This is a genomic window from Embleya australiensis (genome assembly GCF_051903075.1).
GTDB lineage: Bacteria > Actinomycetota > Actinomycetes > Streptomycetales > Streptomycetaceae > Embleya.
Genome location: NZ_CP182423.1, coordinates 872,898 through 888,705 on the forward strand (window position 1 = coordinate 872,898; position 15,808 = coordinate 888,705).

Below are 15,808 nucleotides of genomic sequence, written 5' to 3' on the forward strand. Positions count from 1 at the left end.
GGTCGGGCCTGGCCCGGCCGCGCCTCAGGCCACCTTGCGCAGCCACTGCTCGACGCCCGCGATGTGCGCCGTCGACCACGCCCGCGCGGCCTCCGCGTCGCCGCTCTCCAGCGCGTCCACGATCGCCTGGTGCTCGCGCACCGTACGCTCCCACGAACCGCTCTGGGTCAGGCCGCGCCAGTGCCGGGCGCGCATCGTGGGACTGGACAACGAATCCAGCAGCGAGCACAGCACGGGATTGCCGCTGAAGCCCGCGATCGCCTGGTGGAAGCGCAGATCCTGCTCGATCAGTTGCTCGGTGGTCGGCTGCGGCTCGTCGACCTGCGCGAGGCCGCGCAACCCGGCGATCCCCGCGGCGTCGATCCGGGCCGCGGCGAGCGCGGTCGCGGCGGGTTCCAGGATCCGTCTGACCTGGAGGAAGTCGAGCACGCTCTTGTCGTGGTGGAAGTCCACGACGAACGCGATCGCGCCCATCAACAGGCCGGGTTCCAGACTGGTCACATACGTGCCGTCGCCCTGGCGCACGTCCAGGATCTGGATCAGCGACAACGCCTTGACCGCCTCGCGCAGCGAGTTGCGCGACAATCCCAGCTTGGTGGCCAGGTCCGCCTCTTTCGGAAGCTTGTCGCCGGGCCGGAGCTCCCCGGAGACGATCATCTCCTTGATCCTGTCGATGGCCTCGTCCGTCACAGCCATGCCGATGATCCTTCCAGAGATCCGATGACTTCCAGTATGACGGCCGGGCGCACCGGAAAACAGACTGCTCGGACCACCACCCATCAGCCGCCTGCGGCGTCGTCCCGGCACCCGCGGGCCCTCAGCCATCCGATCTCCCGGGACGTTCCGGGTACGGCTCCCGGCGACGGCGCCGGATGTCCGACGCGCGGAGCCCGACATGGCGAACGAGGCCGCGGCGGGGGCCGCGGCCTCGTCTGGGGGACGGACGTGGGGTGCCTGGCGTCGGGTGCCTATCGTCCGGCGCCTGTCGTCGGATCTATCGAGGTGCGTTCGGCATCACGGGCAGGTCGGGTCACCGGGCTGGGCCGGGACGCTCACCGCGTTCCAGGCGGCCTTGGTCTTGTTGAACAGGCCGCAAGTGGAGTCGAGCGCCTTGGCGGACTTCAGGGTCGCGGTGCGGTACTTCTTGTAGGTCATGCCGCTCGTCTTGAGCAACATGCCGCCGTAGAAGATTTTGCCCGCGGTCTGGATTCCGGCGCCCGTGAGTTGCGTGTTGTTGCAGGTCGGGCTGCTGGGCTTGCCGCCACCGGGGTTCGTGCCCTCGGCGAGCAGGTAGAACCAGTGGTTCAGCGGACCGGCCGCCGCGTGGGTCTCGGTGCCCGGGATCGAGGCGCTGTAGCAGTTCGGGTTGTTGCTGATCTGCGAGGGGTTGTACATGTTGCGGATCGGGCCGCTGCCGACCAGGTTGACCGTCTCGCCGACCAGGTAGTCCGGGCGGTCGTAGGGCGAGGGCTCGTTGGTGTACGCCTCGGTGAGCGCGCCGAAGATATCGCCGGTGCCTTCACCCAGGCCGGCCTCGGAGCCGGCGCCGCCGGGGGTGAACTGGTCTATGCCGTGCCCGAATTCGTGGCCCACGACGTCCATGGACGCGATCCACTGGTTGCTCTGGTTGTGGCCGATCTGGATCTGCGAGCCGGTCCAGTAGGCGTTGACCGCGGGCAGCCCGACGCGTACCGGCCAGCTTCCGCCGTTGCCGTTGTGGCCGTTGCGACCGAGCCAGTCGCGGAGCATGTTCCATTCCTTCTGCGCGGCCCACAGGGCGTCCACGCAGCCGGTCTCCTTGCTCGCGGCGTTGCCGTTGCCCCAGGTGTCGGTGGCCTTGGTGAACACGCCGCCGTTGTAGTCGGAGCAGGACAGGCCGGGCCGGGTCAGGTCGGTCATCTTGTAGTTGCCGGCGCTGCCGCTGGTGGTGATCGTCAGCGGGTTGGGGCCGTTCCACTGGCTGGTACCGGTGCCGCCCTTGACGTCGTCGTAGGAGTCGAGCAACTGCCCCGAGCGGGCGTCGACGAAGACGTGCAGCCGGCTGGGCGCGGTCTCGGTGTTGCCGATCAGCACGGTCTCCCAGGCCAGGTTCGCGCCACCCTCCCGGACCCGGACGACCAGGCGTCGCGAGTCGACCTTCTCGACGACCCTGAGTTGCGCACGCGAGACGTTCTCGGCCGCGTCCTTGCCGACCGTCGGCTTGACGGGGACGTCGATCCGCTGATCGGTGGCCGACTGGGCGGCCCGGACGGTGCCGTTGCCGTCGGCCAGCACCGCCGCGCTGCCGCCGACCACGGGCAGCCCGCGGTAGGTGCGCTCGTAGGCCACGGAGTACAGGTTGTCGACCCACGGGGTGACCTGCTGCCGCACGTAACTCTCGTCGGGGCCCTTGGCCAGGACGTCCAGGCCGCTCGCCGCGGCCCGGTCGGCGGCGGACACGGCCGCCGCCAATCCGGGCGCGGGCGCAGGCGTCGCCGCGTTCGACTGGGAGGTACCGACCACGAGGCCGGCGAGTAGGGCCAGGACCGACCCGACCGTCACCGTGCTGCGTTTCATCGAGGCTCCTTGGATGGAGGACAGGCCTCGACCACGAGTCCGACTCGCGCCGGCCCCGCGAGGTGAACGGAACCGACCATCAGGTGCGCCGGGTTCGTGCCCGAGCGAACGAAACGCTCACACAGTCACAAGTCGACCGTCAACAAAACACAACCAGCCCGGCACAATCTGTCAACACCCCCACACCCGCCCCAACCACCCACCCACGAACGCGAGTTGACGTTGGGCGCCGGCCGGTGTCAGGCGCCGGGGTCGGGCTTTATCGGTTCGGGGAGGTGGGCGCGGACCGCTTCCAGTTGTGCGGCGAAGGCCAGGCCCAGGAACAGCGCGATCGAGGTCAGGTAGGCCCACAGGATCAACGACACGAACGCGCTGAGCGGTCCGTACACCGAGTCGAACGAGCTGCTGAAGCGGACGTACAGGCCCAGCAGCCACGTCAGCAGCACCCACAACGCGACGTACACCGCCGCCCCGAACGCCAGCCAGGTGAAGCCGGGTTGGCGACGGCGCGGCGACCACCGGAACACCGCGGACGCCGAGAGCAGCGCGAGCGCGATGCCCACCGGCCAGCGCATCGTGTTCCCCACCGTTTGTTGGGTATCGCTCCAACCGTAGACGTCGCCGGCCGCTCCGACGATGTCGCGGCCGGCCACGGTCAGCAGTACACCGAGGCCGATCGGGATGCCCACCACGACGGTCATCACCGCGGCGCGGCCGTACTTGCGCGCGAACGGGCGGTCGCGTTCCACGCCGTAGATCCGGTTGGCGCCCCGCTCGATCTGACTCATCGCCGTCGCGACGTTGACCAGCGCGAACAGCAATCCCAGGGAGAGCGCCGCCGCGCTGCCCTCACCCGCGTCGCGCAGCGTGTCCTGCACGACGGCCGAACTGGGGCCGGTGGACAGCCGACCGAGGACCGACGAGACGAACATGCCGAATTTGTCCGTGTGCAAGACCCTGGACAGCCCCACGACGGCGATCGCGAACGGCAGCACCGACAACACGGCCTGGAGCGCGAGCGCACGCGAGTGCGTGAACCCGTCCGCGTACCGAAACCGAATGAACGCGTTCTTGACCAGCGTCCACCCGCCGTACCGACGCAACGTCGCCCACGCCTCGTCGGCCGACAACTCCTCACCCTTCATGTCCCGCGTCTCCGGAACCCGCATCGCTGTGCCCATGGCCGACTTCTGCCCGACGACCACGAATACAGCACAAAAACCGAAGAGTTTCGGATCACCTCCCGCTCCCGTGAACTTCGCGAGCAGATCGATACCGACAGCCACCGCGATGTCGGTCTTGGGGGATGACTGTTTCTCTCACAGGGTGTGATGAAACGATGACGAGGCCTCTGGGTGGGGATTTCTGCGGTTCTACTGAGGTGCATGAACAGCCAGACCAATCCCTCTGTCCGCCTTCGGCGCGCCGTTCGGTTCTCCGTGGGAATCGCCCTTGGCGCTGCGATCGGCGTTCTCGGGCTCAGTGCCTGCGACGACTCGGACGACACGAGCAAGGCCACCGTGGGCCGGGCCGATTCGACCGCGTCCCCGGCCGGTGCCGGGACTCGGAACGCGAAGCTCGCCAAGTTGCTTTGGATGGGTGACTCCATCGGCGAAGTCGAGGCTCCCGCGCTGGGCGCGGCGATGAAGGCCAACGGGACCGAGTTCAAGTCGATCGCGGCCGCCGGTGGCGGTGGTGTCATCGGCGAGGTCGCCGAACCGACCTGGGAACAGCTGCCGAAGGAACTCGGCTCCTTCAAGCCGAATGTCGTCGTTTACCAGATCACGACCTACGACTGGGGCAAGTCCGAGGAACAACAAGCCAGTTACGAACGACTGGTCAAGACGGTGACCGACGCGGGCGCCGAACTCGTCATCGTGTCGGCGCCGCCGTTCCGGATCGACGACTTCTACAAGCCGCACGAGGCCGAGATCAAGTCCGCCCCCAAGGCGGCCAAGGACGTGGCGGACAAGCATCCGGGCAGGGTGCACTTCCTCGACGCCGCGGCCCTGTGGGGTACCGACGGCGCCGCCGCCAAGGCACAGCGGAGCGACGACGGCATCCACTCGTGTCAGCAGGGCGCTGCCGCGTTCGCCCACTGGTTGGGCAAGGAACTCGGCAGGCGGTACTCCTTCGCACCGGCGGCGGCGGACCGCTGGGCCACCGGCGCGTGGACCGGCGACAAGGTGTACGCACGACTCGGCTGCAAGTAGTCGACCCGGGGCGACACGCTCGCCTCCCCGGCCACAGTTGATCGAGGGGCGGAACGGGCCCGAGTTCGTTCCGCCCCGCGCTTTTCGGAGAACTACCCCATGCCTGCGCAGACTTCCCCTCGGCGTACCCATCGGCGGGCTCCCGCGCCGTCCGCAACGCCCGCGACAGCCGCGAGTGCGCCCACCTCCGCCAGAGCGCACATCGGGCCACTGGACGGTCTGCGCGGTGTGGCCGTCGCGGCGGTACTGCTCTTTCACGCCGGCAACTTCGGCGGCGGCTTCCTGGGCGTCGACCTGTTCTTCGTGCTGTCCGGCTACCTGATCACCGGGCTGCTGCTCAAGGAGGCGGCGGCCCGCGACGGCCGCATCAACCTCGTCGCCTTCTGGGGCCGCCGAGCCCGCCGCCTCCTGCCCGCGCTCGCCGTCATGGTGTCCGGCACCCTGCTGCTGGTATCGGCATTCGGATCGCCCGCGCTGATCCGAAACGCGCTCGACGACGGCCCGTGGGTGGTGGCGAACCTCGCCAACTGGCACTTCATCGCGGATCGGATGGGCTATTGGAACTCCGGCGACACCCGCGTCTTCAGCCATCTGTGGAGCATCGCCGTCGAGGAGCAGTTCTATCTGTTCTGGCCGCTGCTCCTGGTCCTGGTGGCCCGAGGCCGGCATGCGGGCCGTAACGTCGCCGTCGTCGCGGCGACGGGGGCCCTTGCCTCGCCGGCCCTGATGCTCCACCTCACCGATTCGATCGACAGCACCCGGGTGTACGAAGGCACCGACACCCGTGCCTTCTCCCTGCTCCTGGGCGCCCTGATGGCCACCGGGCCGGCCACTCGCGCGGTGGCCCGACTGGGCGAACGCCCGGCCGGGTGGTTCTCGTTCGCCCTGGTGTGCGGCATCGGCACGTACTGGATCCTGGCCGACGGAGAGGATTCCCCGTCACTGTTCCAGGGGGGAATGTTCCTGCACGCGCTGGCCGCCGCCGTCCTCATCGCGTGCCTCACCCGGGCACCGGGCAGCCCCGTCGGCCGCGTCCTGGGCTGCGCCCCGGCGCGCTGGACCGGTCTGATCTCGTACAGCCTCTACCTGTGGCACTGGCCGGTCTATCTGCTGCTGGACGAGGAACGCCTCGGCTTCGCGGGCTGGGGTCGGACGGCCGTCATCGTGGTCGTTTCCGTCGCCGCCGCCGTACTTTCCAAGCTCCTGGTGGAGGATCCGATCCGTTTCCGGGGCCATTGGGCGCGTGGCCGGACCGGGGCCGTCGCCCTGATGGCCACGTTCGCCGCGATGGCGGCCCTGTGGGCGGTCGTACCGGAGCCGCACAGCGGGGCGTCCTCCGTGGATGTCACCCAACTGGCGGACGAATATTGACGGTACCGGACACGACGACCGGCCGACCGCGCAAGCGGCCGGCCGGTCGCCCGGCGATCGAAGCGGGTTCACGATTGCGGGAAGCTGTACCGGTATCCCTGCTCGTCGAACCACGCCAGGAGCTTCTCCATGGCCTGGAAGGACTGTTCGCGATCGCCGCCCCCGTCGTGCATCAAAACGGTGGGACCCTTGGCCAGTTGTTGTTGGACGCGGGTGACGATGGTGTCGACTCCGGGGCGCTGGTAGTCGCTCGGGTCGACGTTCCAACCGAGGGGCCGCATGCCGTGATCGGCGGCGACCCGGCGGCTTTCCGGGGTGAACGCGCCACCGGGTGCGCGGTAGTACCAGATCCGTCGGCCTGCCGACGCCTGGTCGATCATGTTCTTGGCGTCGAGGATCTCCTGCGTCTGGTAATCGACCGGGCCGCGCTCATCGTGTCCAAGAACGGAACCGAACTCACGCTCGCGCCCTCCGAACTCAAGCTGCTGCTGTACCTGTCCGCCTCCGCCGGGCGCGTGTACAGCCGCGACATCCTCCTCGAACGGGTCTGGGAGCACAGCTACGCCGGCGACGCCCGGCTGGTCGACGCGTGCGTGTTGCGCCTGCGCGGGAAGGTCGAGGACGACCCACGCCGCCCCCGCTACGTGCAGACGGTGCGCGGATTCGGCTACCGCTTCGGTCCGCTGTGACCGCGTCCACCACGTCCACCCCGCGTTCCGCGCCCGGGTCACCGCGCGCTCGCGGACGCCGGTTGTCGCCGCGTGGCCTGCGCCCCCGGCTGATCGTCGCGTTTCTCCTGGTCGCCGCGTTCAGCGCACTGATCACCTCCGCGCTGACGTTCGACAAGGCCCGCGACGCGATCCTCGACCGCACCGAGGACGCCGCGACCGACGAACTACGTGCCCAACTCGACGCGCGCGCCCCCGACCTGGCGTATCCGCCCAGTGCCGAGAACCTGCTGGAGCTGACCGTACTGCTCAACCGCGCGGGCACCCCGCGCAACTGGCGTACACACGTGTCGTACCAGGACGGCCCGCTCGTCCCCGCCGAGGCGCCCGGTGATCCCGGCGCGATCACCGCCGCCCTGCGATCCGCGGTGTTGCGGAAGAACGGCGCGGTGGCCCAGCGCGTCGCGCGGCCCGGCGGCCCGTGGCTGGTCGTCGGCATGCCGATCCTCCACGCGGGACCCGAGAGCACCCCCACCCGGATCGTGGTGTACGCCGAAATGTCCCTGCGCGGGGAACAGGCCGACATCCACGCCCTGGTCACCGCGGCCCGCTACGGCGCGATCCCCGCCGTCGGGCTCGCCCTCGTCCCGGCGCTCGTCGCCGCCGCGCACGTCCTGCGCCCAGTACGGCGGCTGCGCGCGGGCGCCCACCGGATCACCGAGGGCGACCTCGACACCCGCATCCCCGTCCACGGCAACGACGAACTCGCGGACCTGACCACGACGTTCAACACCATGGCCGACACCATCGAACGCGACGCCACCGAACTGCGCCGCCTCGAAGCCGGCGCCCGCCGATTCGCCGCCGACGTCTCCCACGAACTGCGCACCCCCCTCGCGGCGATGGTCGCCGTCACCGAGGTCCTCGACGAGGACACCGCCCATCTGGACCCCGACACCTCCGAGGCGCTGCGCCTGGTCGCCGAGGAGACCCGCAAACTCGCGCGCATGGTCGACGACCTCATGGAGATCTCCCGCTTCGACGCGGGCGCCGCGATCCTGCACACCGACGAGGTCGACGTCGCCGGCTCGGTACGCCGAACCCTGCGCGCCCGCGGCTGGAGCGACCGGGTCGACACCGAACTCCCCGACGGGATCCGGGTCGTCCTGGACCCTCGACGCTTCGACGTCGCCCTCGCCAACCTGGTCGGCAACGCGCTGCGGCACGGCGGCGCCCCCGTCCGGGTCGTGCTGCGCCGCGCCGACGACCGCGTCGCCGTCGATGTCGTCGACCACGGCCCCGGCCTCGATCCGGCCGTACTCGCGCACATCTTCGATCGTTTCTACAAGGCCGACTCGGCCCGGACCCGATCCGACGGCAGCGGCCTGGGACTTGCCATCGCGCGCGAGAACATCCACCTGCACGGCGGCACCCTGCACGCGACCTCCACCGCGAACGAGGGCACCGTGTTCACCATCGAACTCCCGCTCGTACCAGTACCACCGGTCGTCGTGCCGGACACCCGCCGTCCGGAGGATCAGTGAAGCTCGCCGTCACCGTGGCCGCCGCCGCCATGGCCGCCCTCGTCGCCGGATGCGGCATCTCGACCACGACGCCGCACGGAGTCGGCCCTCCGGCCAAGGGTGTTCCCCAGGTCGGCGCCGTCCCCGACCGCACGCGCCTGTTCTTCGCGACCTCCGACGGTGTGCAAGCCGTGTCCCGACCCACCGACACGTCCCTCGACCCCGGCCAGGCGATCGCGTTGCTCCTGAAGGGACCGACGGAGGCCGAACAGCGGCGGGGATTCTCGACCGCCCTGGCGGAGGTGGCCGGCCGGGTCGACGTCGACACCGGAGACGGCGGCGTCACGCTCACGCTGCCCCTCGACGCCGGCCGGGTGCCGGTGGACGCGATCCACCAACTCACCTGCACCGCGGCCAACGCCCGCGTTCCGGGCGGCCGACCCTCCACCGACGTCGACGTCAACTTCCGCGAACTCGGCAAGCCGGGCCTGTGGGGTCCGCTGCACTGCGACATCGCCGGCTACAACGCGCAGCCCGAGCGGCCCACTCCCCAGGCGAGCCGGTCCGGCTGAATCCGCCGAACCTCGGGCCGGGGGCCCGGTCGAGTCGCCATGTCGCCATAAAACAGGCAGCGGCCGTGAGCCGGCCGGCCGCATGGGGAGATACCCACACCTGCATCCTCTCGGAACGCAACGATGGTGTCGATCGAACCGGGGGTCGGGTGCGGATCGTGCGCGCGGCGCCTCCGACAGACGCCGTACGGAGAGGACGTGGCGGGCGATGCGCTTACAACCGGTGAGAGTGGCGGCCGGATGTCTGGTGGTGGTCGTGCTCATGGGCCTGGCGGTCGGATGCGGTGGTTCCCCGCCCACGCGGCGCCCGTTACCCGCGGCGGTTGTCGGAGCGCCGGCGGCGACACCGCCCGCCGCGCCGCCGGCCGTGTGCGATCCGTGGGCCAGTCTGCGGCCGACGAACGCCGACGACGGGCCGGCGATCACCCGGATCCGGCAGAACGGCCTCCTGGTCGCGGGCATCGACCTCAACAGTTACCTATGGGGGTCCGTCGACCCGGCGACGGGCGAGGTCGTCGGGTTCGACATCGACATCGTGTGGGCCATCGCCCGCGGGATCCTGGGCCCGAACGCCCGGGTCAGGTTCGTGACCATGTCCCCCGACCAGCGTGTCCCGCGGCTCCGGGCCCGAGACGTCGACGTGATGGTGCGGACGATGACCATCACGTGTCAACGCAAGTCCGAAGTGGCCTTCTCCACCGTCTACTTCCGCAGCGGCCAGCAGCTCGTGGTGCCCAAGGGATCGCCCGTGCGGGCATTCGACGCCTCGCTGCGCGGACGGCGGGTGTGCGTGGGCGCGGGCACCACGGCTGTGGACGTACTGGCACAGGCGAACCTGGGCGCGATCGTCGACCTCGCCGACAACCATCTCGACTGCCTGGTGCGCCTACAGGAAGGTCAGACCGACGCGATCCTCACACACGGTTCACTCGCCGCGGGACTCGCCGCACAGGACCCGATGATCCGCGTATTGGAACCACGCCTGGACGAAACGTTGTACGGCGTCGCGATGAATCTCAACGACACCGACCTCGTCCGCCGGGTCAACGCGATCCTGGAGAACTACCGCGCAGGCGGCCCGAACAGCCCATGGATGGCCTCCTACCGAAAGTGGCTGGCCGCGAACCTCTCCGACCCCACCGCAACCCCACCCCCCGCCCGCTACGTGGACTGAGCGGCGGGCCACGAGGTCGACCACCTCGTGGCCCGCCGCCCGGGCATCCTCGCCTCACATGACGGGTCGTCAGCCCGTGATCTCGGCCACCTTGGACAGCTGGCCGGTGATCATCGCGGACGGCACCTCGGCCGGGCCGTTCTGTGCGAACGACGCCATCTGCATGGCGACGTTGCCCTTCACGGCGACCACGAGGTAGGCGTACAGGCGTCCGTCCGTGGGGTGGTCGTCGCGCATCCGGAACGCCACGGTGTCCGCGCCGTTGCGCCCGACGGAGACCTCGGTGATCGTGTACCGGTCGACCGTGCCGTCGTCGTTGGTCTCGTTGAACGAGGAGCAGACCTTGAGCGCCGCGACGTAGGCGTCGAACTCCCGCTTCAGCACCGCGCGTTGGCCGCTCGACAGTTCGGTGATCACGCCCTCGGTGGGCTGTACGGTCGCGTCGAGGGTCGTCTTGCGATAGTTCTGCTGAACCGCGGCGGTGCGCTGGTCCAGTGAGGTGTCCAGCAACGGTGCACACCGCGGGTCGGACAGTCGGGGTGCGGCCTCGGGCGTCGCGGGTTCCGGGCCCTCGGCCGAGTACTCCGCCGGAATCTCCTGCGCGTCGAGCAGCGCCGCCGTCAGTGTGTCGGCGGTCGGGATCGTTCTGCTCTCCGCGCTCCGCGTGGCCGACGGCTCGGCGGTGGGCCGCGCCGGCTGGGACGGGGAACTCCCCGTGTCGGGCGGCATCTTGACGAGCCTGGAGAGCTGGGCGCTCACGAACGGGCCGGTGTCGGCGGGGTCGCCCTTGCCCGGCGTCGCGAACGACGTGACGGCGAGACCGGTGGTGCCCTGGAGAACCAGGGTGTTGACGGCGGTGCCGAGCAACCGGCCGTTGCCGGAGACGGCGACCTTGTACGAGACGCTGTCCTTGCCCCGCACGCCGACCTTGACGTCGGTCACGGCGAAGGTCGTGACGTCGCCGCCTTCGGTGAGTGTGTAGTGCGCGCAGGAACTCAGCGCCTTGATGCCGTCGTCGAGTTGCTTCTGCAGCACGTCGCGCGGCGCGCTGGACAGGCTCACCCGCACCGAGTCGTCCGACTCCGGGTCCGCGGGAGCGATGGCGTACGACCGCTCGGCGTGGCCGACCGGGTGCGACGTGCCGCCGCTGCCCAGCGCCACGCATTCGGCGGGGCTGACCACCTGGCCGGGCTTGTCCGGTGACCGTTCGTTCGACACCTTGCCGCCGCCGTATCCGGCGGGGATGTCCTTGCCGTCGATGAGGACCGCGGACAGCTGCCGGTCCGTCGCCGGGGTCGCGTTCTGGTCCCCCTTGCCGCTGTCGGCGGATGTCGAAGCGGACCCGGACGGCTTGTCCTTGGCGTCGCCGCCCGACTTCTCGCAGGCCGTGAGGCCGAAGAGCGCGAGTGCGGTCAGCGGTACAACAACTTTGCTCGCCGCGCGACGCGGCATGGTGATACGCACCGTGAACCCCCCAGTTCGGTGTCTGTCGCGGACCACGACGCCGCCGTGTATGTGACGCGGGTACCCGTAACCCCCCTGGTGCCGGGTACCCGACGGCAGCGCCGTGCTTGTGATCACGACCCTAAAGCCACCGACCACGCCCGCCGGCCCCTGTTACCGGAACGGCACAATCCGGGGACACATGTGACATCCGGGCCTCGGGCGGCCCACGCTGCCCGCAGGGCGCTACCCGGCCGGGGTATCGGGGCCGGCCTCGTGCAGCACTCGTAGCAATTCCGTCAGGAACTCCTTGGGGCGCTCGATGTGCACGCTGTGGCCCGCGTCCTCGATCACCGCCTCTCGGACCGGGCCGCCGGCCGCCGCGTAGCGGGCCAGGACGGCGCGGGTCTGGGCGATCATCGGCTGGGCCGGGCAGTGGTCCGCGCCGGGCCAGTCGGGGACGGCGCCCAGTGCGCCGAGGTGGGCCAGGTCGAAGAGCGAGGTGTCCGAGACGATCACGTCGGCCGAGCCCCGCAGCCACAACACCGGGGGCCTGGCCGCGGCGCGTTCCAGGTCGTCGATCCGAAAGTGCGTCGGCGCCAGGCAGTTGAGCACGCCGCGGTCGCCCGGAGCCAGGCCCGGCCAGGCCTGGCTGGTGCGGGAGTCGCCGGGATAGTGGTCGTCGCCGACCCGGGTGGTGAGCATCGAGGCGACGTAGGCGTCGGCCGGCTCCACGGGCGTATTGACGTAGCACGCGTCGAACACCGCGCGAGGTGACAGCGGTGACTCGCCGCCGGTCTCGCCGGCCGCCAGCAACCGGACGAACTCCGGGTTCGCGGCGCCGCCGCCGGAGCCCGCGCCGTCCGGGCTGTTCAGCCGGCCGTCGATCCCGTGCGTGCCGCCGAAGCCGTACGGCGAGACCGGGTTGACCAGGGTCACCGAGCGCAACCGCTCGGCGTGGTCCCGCAGTTGTTGCAGGACCACGCCTCCGCCCAGGCTCCAGCCGACCAGGTGTACCCGGCCCAGGTCGAGCGCCTCGATCAGCGCGCTCAGATCGTCGCTGTAGTCGCGCAGGCCGCGGGTCGCGTCCACCGGCAGCGGGTCGGTGTCGCCGAAGCCGCGCAGGTCGAGCGCGATCGGCCGGTAGTGCGCGGGCAGTTCGAGCATCGCCTGTCGCCAAAAGAGCGAGGACGACACGTTGCCGTGCACGAAGACCACCGGCTCACCGGAACGTCCCTCTATCTGCAGGCAGTTGACGGTGAGCCGGGAGGTCGCGATCCGACCGGCGGCGATGGTGGGCAGCAGCATCCTTGATTCCTTCAGTCGAGCCAGCCGGCGACCTTGGCCGCGACCGTGGTGTTCCAGCCGAGTTCGAGGTGGTTGGCGCCGGCGACCAGCGCGGTCCCGCCGACCGTACCGACTCCGGTGGTGTCCAGGGCACTGGAGACGAAGACCACGCCGTCGCTGGGCCCTCGGTTCTCGTTGAAGATGCCGAGGATGCTCGGTGTACCGCCGGCCAGCAGGAAGGTGCGGACCTGGGCGGGGATGCCGGCCTGGTGCAGCGGTGTGATCAACGAGCCCGCGGCGATGGCGGGTTGGATGCCGGTGCCGTCGGTGTAGAACCCCTGGCCGCCGTAATACGTGGTGTACCAGTCCTGTTGGCTCTGATCGACCCCGTACGTACCGTCCCACCGGGCCAACATCTGCCGCTGCCCCGGGTAGTCGTCATAGCCGCCGGTCGGGGTGAACGCGTACTCCGGGTGCGCCTGATACGTCCCGTAGCACGTCATGCGCAGGTGCGGCGAGGGCGCGTTGACCTTGCCGCCGCACTCCGGCCAGATGCTGAAATCGTGCGCCCAGCCGTGCGCGAAGGGGTAGTCGTAGCCGCCGTTGGGGCCGCCCAGGGTGACCAGCCGCCGGACGTCGCCGGCGTACGGCCGACCCCAGGAGGGCTTGACCGAGGAGACGTACGCCCGGGTGGACATCTCGCCCTTGCTCCAGCCGACCAGATCCACCTGGGGGACGCCCAGCCGGGCGCGGATCAACGCGACCGCGTCGCCCACCTCCTGAGCCTGCATCAGGTTGTCGCCCTGCTTGTGTGCGAAGCCGATGGCGAAGACCCGGTATCCCCGGGTGGAGAGGTACTGCATCAGGCCGGTGTTCGGGCAGGACGCCGTCCCGCAGCCGTAACCGCCCGACTCGCCCGGGTTGGCCCAGGCCCGGTCCGGGTTGTCGTTGGCGCCGTGCACCAGCAGCACCGGCACCTGGTGTGCGCCGCTGTTCCAGCCGGGCGCGGAGTAGAGCAGGAAGCGCCCGGAATACGGCTGCTTGACCCCGCCGAAGAAGGTCAGGCGCTGACCGTCCTGGTCACCACGGCCGTCCGGCGGGTACTGCTCCTGGTGGAAACCGGCGGTGGTGTCGAGATAACGCTCGACGCGCTCCCAGCCGTTGGCCGGCGAGTTGTAGCTCGCCTCCATCGTGAGGTACGCCGGCGCCGCGGCCGAAGCGGCCGGGGCTCCGACGAGCCCGGTCAGCAGCGCCAGCAATACCGCGAGGATCCAGCCGCCCGACTTCCGCACCATCGTCAACTCCTCCGCCCGGCGGGCCCGGAGCGGCCCGCCCCGACACGGTAGGCGGCACACGCGGGCCGGGCCCATGAGGACGACCCACACGACGAGCGGCCGGAGGTGTGGGTCACACCCCTGGTCCGGGGTCGACCGAGCGACGTGTCGGCCCGTGCGCCGGTGGAATCGCCGTTCGCCGGCGGCTGAGGCGGCGGCCGGTGTGCTCCGCGACCACGCCCGGGTGGCGATGTATGGGGCTTGCCGCCATGGACGAGGTCCGGGTACGGCCGTAGCGTCGTGCGGATGCCCGGCGCTCCCGCGCGGTACGGGCGTACCCACCACTCTCCGAAGGAGCCGGCGATGGCGAACACCACGGAAGGCGGCGCCATGCGCGTCGACACCGGCCCGACGGTCCGCGTGCCGGGAGCCGAACGCCAACAGGCCGTGCGCCTCGCGGATTTGACCACCACCGGCACCGCCGTCACGGGCCACACCGTCCTCGCGGACTGGGAAAACCTGCACGCGTCCGGCACCCCACGGCCCGAACGTCCGGTCCCGGGACTGCAGATCGACGGCTGCTTCCCCGCCGAAACCCGGCTGAACCCGCATCACGACTGGCACCACGACGCGCAGTTCGTACTGCGTCTCCCCGACGACTGGAACGGCAAACTCGTCGTCACCGCAGCCCCGGGGATCCGCCGCCAATACGCCACCGACCGCATCATCGCCGACGGTGCGCTCGCCGCGGGCTATGCCTACGCGGCCACCGACAAGGGCAACTCCGGCCCCGACTTCCACACCGCGGGGCGCCGCCCCGGCGACGCGCTCGTCGACTGGTCCCGGCGCCTGTACGAACTCGCCGTCGCCGCACGCGTGGTGGTGCGCCGCCACTACGGCGCGGAGGCGCACCGTACCTACGTCACCGGGATCTCCAACGGCGGCTACCTGACACGCGCTCAGCTGGAGCGGCACCCGGACCTGTACGACGGCGGCGTGGACTGGGAGGGCCCGCTGTGGTCGGCCGAAGGTCCCAACCTGTTCACCTATCTGCCGACGGCCCTGGCCCACTATCCGCGCTACCGGGACAGCGGTGATCCGGAGGCTGCGGCACGGCTGATCGACGCGGGGCTGCCGGCCGGCTCGGAGTTCCTCTGGGACATTCACCACCGGACCTACTGGGATGTCACCCAACGCACCTACCGGGCGGTCTTCGACCCGCACTACCCCGGCACGGGTCTGCCGCCCGCCGGAGTCCCCTTCGCCGGCCCCGGCGAGGCGGGCGGCGACGCCGACTACGACTACCCGAACCGCCCCCGCGCCGTACACGAGGCCGTCGCCCGGGTCGCGCTCACCGGGGCGATCGGCAAGCCGCTGCTCTCCCTGCACGGGACCCTCGACGCGTTCCTGCCCATCACGCTGCACTCCGACCGCTACGCCGACCTCGTCGCCGCCGCCGGTCGCGGCCGGCTGCACCGCCAGTACCGCATCGAGGGCGGCAACCACGTCGACGGGTTCTGCGACCTCTTCCCCGCTCGGCTGCGTCCGCTCCTGCCCGCGTACCGCACCGTGTTCAAGGCCCTCGAAGACTGGGTCGAGCACGGCACGAACCCGCCGTCGAACCGCACGGTGGCCTGGAACGACGACGTCGACGACGGCGACATCGGCACCTGGTGACCCGCGGCCGGGGTCTCAGCCGCTCGACACGCGCCCGGCGACACCGCCGC

The 15,808-nt window shown here is 70.5% G+C and carries 12 protein-coding genes and 2 pseudogenes; 7 read left to right on the top strand and 7 right to left on the bottom strand.

Going from position 1 to position 15,808, the window contains the following annotated elements; translation table 11 throughout:
• Positions 1-24 precede the first annotated feature (24 nt).
• The 3 genes and pseudogenes from ACMXN5_RS34025 to ACMXN5_RS34035 all read right to left on the bottom strand — a co-directional run bounded on the left by ACMXN5_RS34025 (position 25) and on the right by ACMXN5_RS34035 (position 3,737).
• Entirely contained in the window at positions 25-696 is a 672-nt protein-coding gene (locus tag ACMXN5_RS34025) for a FadR/GntR family transcriptional regulator (protein ID WP_439678746.1), read from the bottom strand.
• Between the two features lie 324 nt (positions 697-1,020).
• Positions 1,021-2,556 (bottom strand): annotated as a pseudogene (locus tag ACMXN5_RS34030) (M4 family metallopeptidase); the annotation flags it as partial.
• Between the two features lie 239 nt (positions 2,557-2,795).
• A complete protein-coding gene (locus ACMXN5_RS34035; protein ID WP_439678747.1) occupies positions 2,796-3,737 on the bottom strand; it encodes a YihY/virulence factor BrkB family protein in 942 nt (313 codons plus the stop codon).
• Positions 3,738-3,941: 204 nt separating this feature from the next.
• Here ACMXN5_RS34035 and ACMXN5_RS34040 point away from each other — a divergent pair, with 204 nt between their 5' ends.
• Both ACMXN5_RS34040 and ACMXN5_RS34045 read left to right on the top strand, forming a co-directional pair.
• Positions 3,942-4,769 carry an SGNH/GDSL hydrolase family protein gene (locus tag ACMXN5_RS34040; RefSeq protein WP_439678748.1) on the top strand — a complete coding sequence of 276 codons (828 nt, stop codon included), beginning with the start codon at positions 3,942-3,944 and terminating at the stop codon, positions 4,767-4,769.
• A 99-nt stretch (positions 4,770-4,868) separates the two neighbouring features.
• Positions 4,869-6,140, top strand: coding sequence for an acyltransferase family protein (locus ACMXN5_RS34045; RefSeq protein ID WP_439678749.1), 1,272 nt, complete (start codon positions 4,869-4,871; stop codon positions 6,138-6,140).
• A gap of 68 nt (positions 6,141-6,208) precedes the next feature.
• Here the strand turns inward: ACMXN5_RS34045 and ACMXN5_RS34050 are convergent, their stop codons facing one another.
• Positions 6,209-6,520, bottom strand: a complete 312-nt coding sequence (locus ACMXN5_RS34050) for a hypothetical protein (RefSeq protein ID WP_439681450.1) — start codon at positions 6,518-6,520, stop codon at positions 6,209-6,211.
• Positions 6,521-6,547: 27 nt separating this feature from the next.
• On the opposite strand from ACMXN5_RS34050, the pseudogene ACMXN5_RS34055 reads away from it, so the two are divergent.
• The 4 genes and pseudogenes from ACMXN5_RS34055 to ACMXN5_RS34070 all read left to right on the top strand — a co-directional run.
• A pseudogene (locus ACMXN5_RS34055) lies at positions 6,548-6,829 on the top strand (winged helix-turn-helix domain-containing protein); the annotation flags it as partial.
• A gap of 62 nt (positions 6,830-6,891) precedes the next feature.
• On the top strand, positions 6,892-8,352 hold the full coding sequence (locus ACMXN5_RS34060; protein ID WP_439678750.1) for an ATP-binding protein: 1,461 nt from the start codon (positions 6,892-6,894) through the stop codon (positions 8,350-8,352).
• Positions 8,349-8,903 carry a hypothetical protein gene (locus tag ACMXN5_RS34065; RefSeq protein WP_439678751.1) on the top strand — a complete coding sequence of 185 codons (555 nt, stop codon included), beginning with the start codon at positions 8,349-8,351 and terminating at the stop codon, positions 8,901-8,903. The genes ACMXN5_RS34060 and ACMXN5_RS34065 overlap by 4 nt, the downstream gene beginning before the upstream one ends.
• 229 nt (positions 8,904-9,132) lie before the next feature.
• Positions 9,133-10,077: a glutamate ABC transporter substrate-binding protein gene (locus ACMXN5_RS34070; RefSeq protein ID WP_439678752.1), complete on the top strand. Its 945-nt coding sequence runs from the start codon at positions 9,133-9,135 to the stop codon at positions 10,075-10,077.
• A 69-nt stretch (positions 10,078-10,146) separates the two neighbouring features.
• Here the strand turns inward: ACMXN5_RS34070 and ACMXN5_RS34075 are convergent, their stop codons facing one another.
• The 3 genes from ACMXN5_RS34075 to ACMXN5_RS34085 form a co-directional block, all read right to left on the bottom strand.
• The gene (locus ACMXN5_RS34075) at positions 10,147-11,541 is read right to left on the bottom strand and encodes a hypothetical protein (protein ID WP_439678753.1); all 1,395 of its coding nucleotides are present in this window, start codon (positions 11,539-11,541) and stop codon (positions 10,147-10,149) included.
• 225 nt (positions 11,542-11,766) lie between these two features.
• Entirely contained in the window at positions 11,767-12,828 is a 1,062-nt protein-coding gene (locus ACMXN5_RS34080; protein WP_439678754.1) for an alpha/beta fold hydrolase, read from the bottom strand.
• A gap of 11 nt (positions 12,829-12,839) precedes the next feature.
• Positions 12,840-14,102: an esterase/lipase family protein gene (locus ACMXN5_RS34085; protein ID WP_439678755.1), complete on the bottom strand. Its 1,263-nt coding sequence runs from the start codon at positions 14,100-14,102 to the stop codon at positions 12,840-12,842.
• 342 nt (positions 14,103-14,444) lie between these two features.
• Here ACMXN5_RS34085 and ACMXN5_RS34090 point away from each other — a divergent pair, with 342 nt between their 5' ends.
• Positions 14,445-15,758 carry a tannase/feruloyl esterase family alpha/beta hydrolase gene (locus ACMXN5_RS34090; RefSeq protein ID WP_439678756.1) on the top strand — a complete coding sequence of 438 codons (1,314 nt, stop codon included), beginning with the start codon at positions 14,445-14,447 and terminating at the stop codon, positions 15,756-15,758.
• Positions 15,759-15,808: the final 50 nt, after the last annotated feature.

Excerpts from the sequence above, each read along its gene's own strand:
- ACMXN5_RS34025 (WP_439678746.1), bottom strand. The coding sequence starts at position 696 with ATGGCTGTGACGGACGAGGCCATCGACAGGATCAAGGAGATGATCGTC.
- ACMXN5_RS34035 (WP_439678747.1), bottom strand. The coding sequence starts at position 3,737 with ATGGGCACAGCGATGCGGGTTCCGGAGACGCGGGACATGAAGGGTGAG.
- ACMXN5_RS34040 (WP_439678748.1), top strand. The coding sequence starts at position 3,942 with ATGAACAGCCAGACCAATCCCTCTGTCCGCCTTCGGCGCGCCGTTCGG.
- ACMXN5_RS34045 (WP_439678749.1), top strand. The coding sequence starts at position 4,869 with ATGCCTGCGCAGACTTCCCCTCGGCGTACCCATCGGCGGGCTCCCGCG.
- ACMXN5_RS34050 (WP_439681450.1), bottom strand. The coding sequence starts at position 6,520 with ATGATCGACCAGGCGTCGGCAGGCCGACGGATCTGGTACTACCGCGCA.
- ACMXN5_RS34080 (WP_439678754.1), bottom strand. The coding sequence starts at position 12,828 with ATGCTGCTGCCCACCATCGCCGCCGGTCGGATCGCGACCTCCCGGCTC.
- ACMXN5_RS34085 (WP_439678755.1), bottom strand. The coding sequence starts at position 14,102 with ATGGTGCGGAAGTCGGGCGGCTGGATCCTCGCGGTATTGCTGGCGCTG.
- ACMXN5_RS34090 (WP_439678756.1), top strand. The coding sequence starts at position 14,445 with ATGGCGAACACCACGGAAGGCGGCGCCATGCGCGTCGACACCGGCCCG.